This window comes from Thermoanaerobaculia bacterium (genome assembly GCA_035717485.1).
Classification (GTDB): Bacteria; Acidobacteriota; Thermoanaerobaculia; order UBA5066; family DATFVB01; genus DATFVB01.
Genome location: DASTIQ010000191.1, coordinates 1 through 4,157, shown reverse-complemented (window position 1 = coordinate 4,157; position 4,157 = coordinate 1). Strand labels below are relative to the sequence as shown.

5 protein-coding genes are annotated in these 4,157 nt (G+C 67.2%); 4 read left to right on the top strand and 1 reads right to left on the bottom strand.

Translation table 11 applies throughout. From position 1 onward, the window contains the following. Nucleotides 1-1,039, bottom strand: a 1,039-nt coding sequence (locus VFS34_10105) for a hypothetical protein (GenBank protein ID HET9794804.1), incomplete at its 3' end; no start/stop codon positions are given. Nucleotides 1,040-1,096: 57 nt separating this feature from the next. Between VFS34_10105 and VFS34_10100 the strand changes: the two genes are divergently transcribed. From VFS34_10100 to VFS34_10085, 4 genes are all read left to right on the top strand, one after another. Then, nucleotides 1,097-1,816: a tRNA-dependent cyclodipeptide synthase gene (locus VFS34_10100; protein HET9794803.1), complete on the top strand. Its 720-nt coding sequence runs from the start codon at nucleotides 1,097-1,099 to the stop codon at nucleotides 1,814-1,816. Nucleotides 1,817-2,309: 493 nt separating this feature from the next. Continuing rightward, nucleotides 2,310-2,684: a 30S ribosomal protein S12 gene (gene rpsL / locus VFS34_10095; GenBank protein ID HET9794802.1), complete on the top strand. Its 375-nt coding sequence runs from the start codon at nucleotides 2,310-2,312 to the stop codon at nucleotides 2,682-2,684. A 3-nt stretch (nucleotides 2,685-2,687) separates the two neighbouring features. Beyond that, the gene (gene rpsG, locus VFS34_10090; protein ID HET9794801.1) at nucleotides 2,688-3,158 is read left to right on the top strand and encodes a 30S ribosomal protein S7; all 471 of its coding nucleotides are present in this window, start codon (nucleotides 2,688-2,690) and stop codon (nucleotides 3,156-3,158) included. Nucleotides 3,159-3,166: 8 nt separating this feature from the next. Next, a partial coding sequence (locus tag VFS34_10085; GenBank protein HET9794800.1) for a GTP-binding protein occupies nucleotides 3,167-4,157 on the top strand: 991 nt, incomplete at its 3' end.

Genomic DNA, 4,157 nt, shown 5'->3' with positions numbered 1-4,157 from the left:
GCGGGGCCGGAAGCGTTCCCCACGAGGCGGCGACGTCCTGGAGCACGGGGAGAGACCGGATCGCCTCGGCCGTGACGTCGTCGCGGGGGAACGTCGGCCAGGGACCGGGGAGTCCGACCGCGATCAGCTCCGCCATCGATTCGAGGCATTTCTCGCAGCGTCCGCAGTTGAGGCGGTCTCCGACCGGTTCGTCGTTGCAGACGTGGAGGGTCTCGATCGCCGTCCGCCACCGGACGAGTGAACGCATCTTCTCGAGCCGCGGGATTTCCGCTTCCTCGTGCCGCACGGGGAGCGCGGCGGAACCGAACCGCGGGTCGAGCCGCGGATGCGAGCCCCACGGCGCCGCCTGCTCCGTCGGGGCGGTCGACGCGATGGAGAGGGACGAGAGCCGCCCGAGGAGATGGCCTCCCGAAAGGAACGCGGCGGAGAGGAACTCCCGCGCGAAGAACTCGAGGTCCATGTCGAGGAGACGCAGGTTCGAGGAGAGGGCCCGAAGCGCGATCCCCGTCTCCGCGAGCGGGCGCATGAGGGACCGGCGCAGGGCCGCCGTTCCGGGAGGGGGCGCATCCCACGCCCTGACCCAGACGGCGTCGGTGAACGCGCGGGGATGTCCGGCCGGAAAGTCGCGGCGGTTGGTCCGGACCAGGTGGAGGGAGTCGACCCCTCCCGAAAACATCACCCCGGCCCGGGCCGGCGTCGGGGGAGCCGCCCGGGCGAACCCGCGGGACGGCTCGATCGGAGGCAGGACTCTGGGCGCGCCGTACCATCCCTCCAGGATACGGACGGCGGACTCGAGTCCGTCCCGCAGCACGGGGCAGACGGCGCCCTCGACGAAGATCCTCTTCTCCCGATGACGCATCGCCGGGAGGGCGCAGGCGAGCAGGAATCCGTTCGGCTCGGCGGCGATCTCTCCACCGGATTCCTCGTCGATCTCGAAGAAGAGATCCAGAGCCGGACGCTCGCTGTCTTCCCATTCGACCCGCGCGCACGCGCGACGCGTTCCGAGACCGGGCTGCGTCCGGAGATCCGTGATCCGCATCGAACCTACCGTACCAAAACCGGGGAGGCAAAAGGCGATTCGGTATGCTGGCGGGCGATGGCCGCGTGGTCCGTCGAAATCGATCCCGCGCATTCGCACGGCCCGATGCTGGCCTCCGTGCTCGATCACGGCCGACCCCCCGCGTCGCTGGCGCTGAGTCACGGCTCCTCCGCCTCGAATACGGCGCGCCTTCGGGCGACACTCGACTGGCTCGCGCCGCGCGTCGGAAGTCTGGTCGTCGTCGAAGGGTCGTATCTGGCCCGATGGAACCGGATGGCGTTCGACCCGGTTTCGGAGGCGGACGCGAGGCGCGAGGCGGCCGCAGAGGCTTCCCTCGCGCGCCGGCGCATCGAGCGCGTTCTCGGGGAGCGATGTCCGGCGGCACGATTCCTCGACTGGGCGGAACTGGCCGGATCGCCGGAAGTTCGCGACACGACCCTCGCGCTGGACCGTCATGCGAACGAGGACGCCGCCTTCGGCGCCGCGGTCCGGCGGGAGATCGCGGATTACGTCGGGAGAACCCGGGGAATCGATCCGGCGTCGCTTCCGGAAGAGTGCCGGGAGCGGCTCGCGGGATACATCGTCGAGGAGACGGCGGTGCTGCTCGAATTGCAGCGGCGGGGCTTTCCCGTCGAGGTCTACCACGGACCGGACCTTCCGCTCCTGGCTGCGATCGGCGCCGGACGATTCCCGGGCTTGCCCTTCGCCTGTCCCGGGCGAACCCACCTCTCCCTTCGCCTCGTCAAGCCTCTTTCCTCGAGCTTCGGACCGCCCTGAAGCCAGGCGATCTCGCGGATCGGTGCTATCCGATTGTTTTCAAAGAGCCTGCCGGAAAGCCCCTCAGCTGAGGAGCGGCCACGAAGGCGTCCGGAGATGGCCTGTCGGGCCCCCGCCTCATAGTTCTTGTCCAGGAATGGCTCGATTCGGAAGCCCGATTCTGCCCGCCGGACAGGGGAGAGTGGACGGGGCCGCAGGCGGCCTTCGACCGCGGGCCGGGGAGCGTCGGGGAGGGGAGAGCGACTCGCCGGAGCCGGATTCGCTCTCCCCGTGTGCAGCGTCGCCTTGCTCCGGTGTGTTTTCCGCTTGACAGAGATCCCTTAGGCTCTTAGTATTAGCGGGTTTTCCCCGGGACTTCTCGGAGTTATCCGAAAGACAGGGAGACGATCGATCTCGGCCAACGGGTGCGGCAAGACCCGGAGGCCGGGGAGACGAAAGTATCGAAGCCGCCGCGTGAAGTTTCTTTGCCCGGCGGATTCGGAGGTTGAAGAGAATGCCGACGATTTCCCAGTTGGTGCGGAGCGGTCGGGAGGCGGTCCGGTACAAGACCGCGAGCCCGGCGCTGAATGCGTCCCCGCAGAAGCGCGGCGTCTGCACGCGCGTGTACACGACGACGCCGAAGAAGCCGAACTCGGCGCTCCGCAAGGTCGCCCGCGTGCGTCTGACGAACGGCACCGAGGTCACGACCTACATCCCGGGGGTCGGCCACAACCTCCAGGAGCATTCGATCGTGATGATCCGCGGCGGCCGCGTGAAGGACCTGCCGGGAGTCCGCTACCACATCATCCGGGGGACGCTCGACGCCGTCGGCGTCGCCAACCGCAAGCAGAGCCGTTCCAAATACGGCGCCAAGCGCCCGAAGGCTTAAGAGATGCCGAGACGACGAGAAGTTCCCAAGCGCGAAATCCTGCCCGATCCGGTCTACAACTCCCAGCTCGTCACGAAGTTCGTCAATTCCGTGATGAAGCAGGGGAAGAAGAGCGTGGCCGAGCGAATTCTCTACGGCGCCCTCGAGATGGTTTCCGAGAAGACGCAGGACGATCCGATGAAGGTCTTCAAGAAGGCCGTCGAGAACGTCAAGCCGGCCCTCGAGGTGAAGTCGCGGCGCGTCGGCGGATCGACCTACCAGGTGCCCGTCGAGGTCCGGCCGAACCGCCGGACGTCTCTCGCGATCCGGTGGCTCATCGAGTACGCCGCGGCGCGCGGCGAGCGCACGATGAGGGAGAAGCTCGCCGGCGAGCTCCTCGACGCGTCGAACCTCAAGGGCGGCGCGATGAAGAAGAAGGACGACACCCTGAAGATGGCGGAAGCCAACAAGGCCTTCGCCCACTACCGCTGGTGAACTGAACCATGCCGCGCACCCATTCTCTCAAGGACACCCGCAACATCGGGATCATGGCTCACATCGACGCCGGCAAGACGACGACGACGGAGCGGATCCTGTATTACACGGGGGTCAACTACAAGATCGGCGAGGTGCACGAAGGCACCGCGACGATGGACTGGATGGTCCAGGAGCAGGAGCGCGGCATCACGATCACGTCCGCCGCGACGACGTGCTTCTGGAAGGACGTCCGGATCAACATCATCGACACGCCCGGCCACGTCGACTTCACGGCGGAAGTGGAGCGGTCGCTCCGCGTCCTCGACGGCGCGGTCGCGTGCTTCGACGCGGTCGCGGGCGTCGAGCCGCAGTCGGAGACGGTGTGGCGGCAGGCGGACCGGTACGGCGTCCCCCGCATCGCGTTCGTCAACAAGATGGACCGCATCGGCGCGAATTTCCCGCGCTGCATCGAGATGATGAAGACGCGGCTCAATGCGAAACCGGCGCCGATCCAGATTCCGTGGGGAAGCGAGTCGCAGCTCCGCGGCGTGATCGACCTGATCGACTGGAAGGGGATCGAGTTCAAGGACGAGACCCTCGGCGCGAAATTCGACGTCGTCGACATCCCCGAGGAGTTCCGCGAGGAAGCCGAGAAGTACCGCGAGCACCTGATCGAGGCGATCGCCGAGACCGACGATCACCTGATGGAGAAGTACCTCGAGGGCGGCCAGGTTTCCCCCGAGGAGATCAAGGTCGCGCTCCGCAAGGCGACCGTCACCGGCCACGTCCAGCCGGTCGTCTGCGGCTCGGCGTTCAAGAACAAGGGGGTCCAGCAGCTCCTCGACGCGGTCGTCGCGTACCTCCCCTCGCCGCTCGACGTCCCGCCGATCAAGGGACACGACGAGCTCGACAACGAAGTCACCCGCGAGCCGAAGGACGACGGCCCGTTCTCCGCCCTCATCTTCAAGATCATGACCGACCCGTTCGTCGGCCAGCTCTGCTTTCTGCGGGTTTATT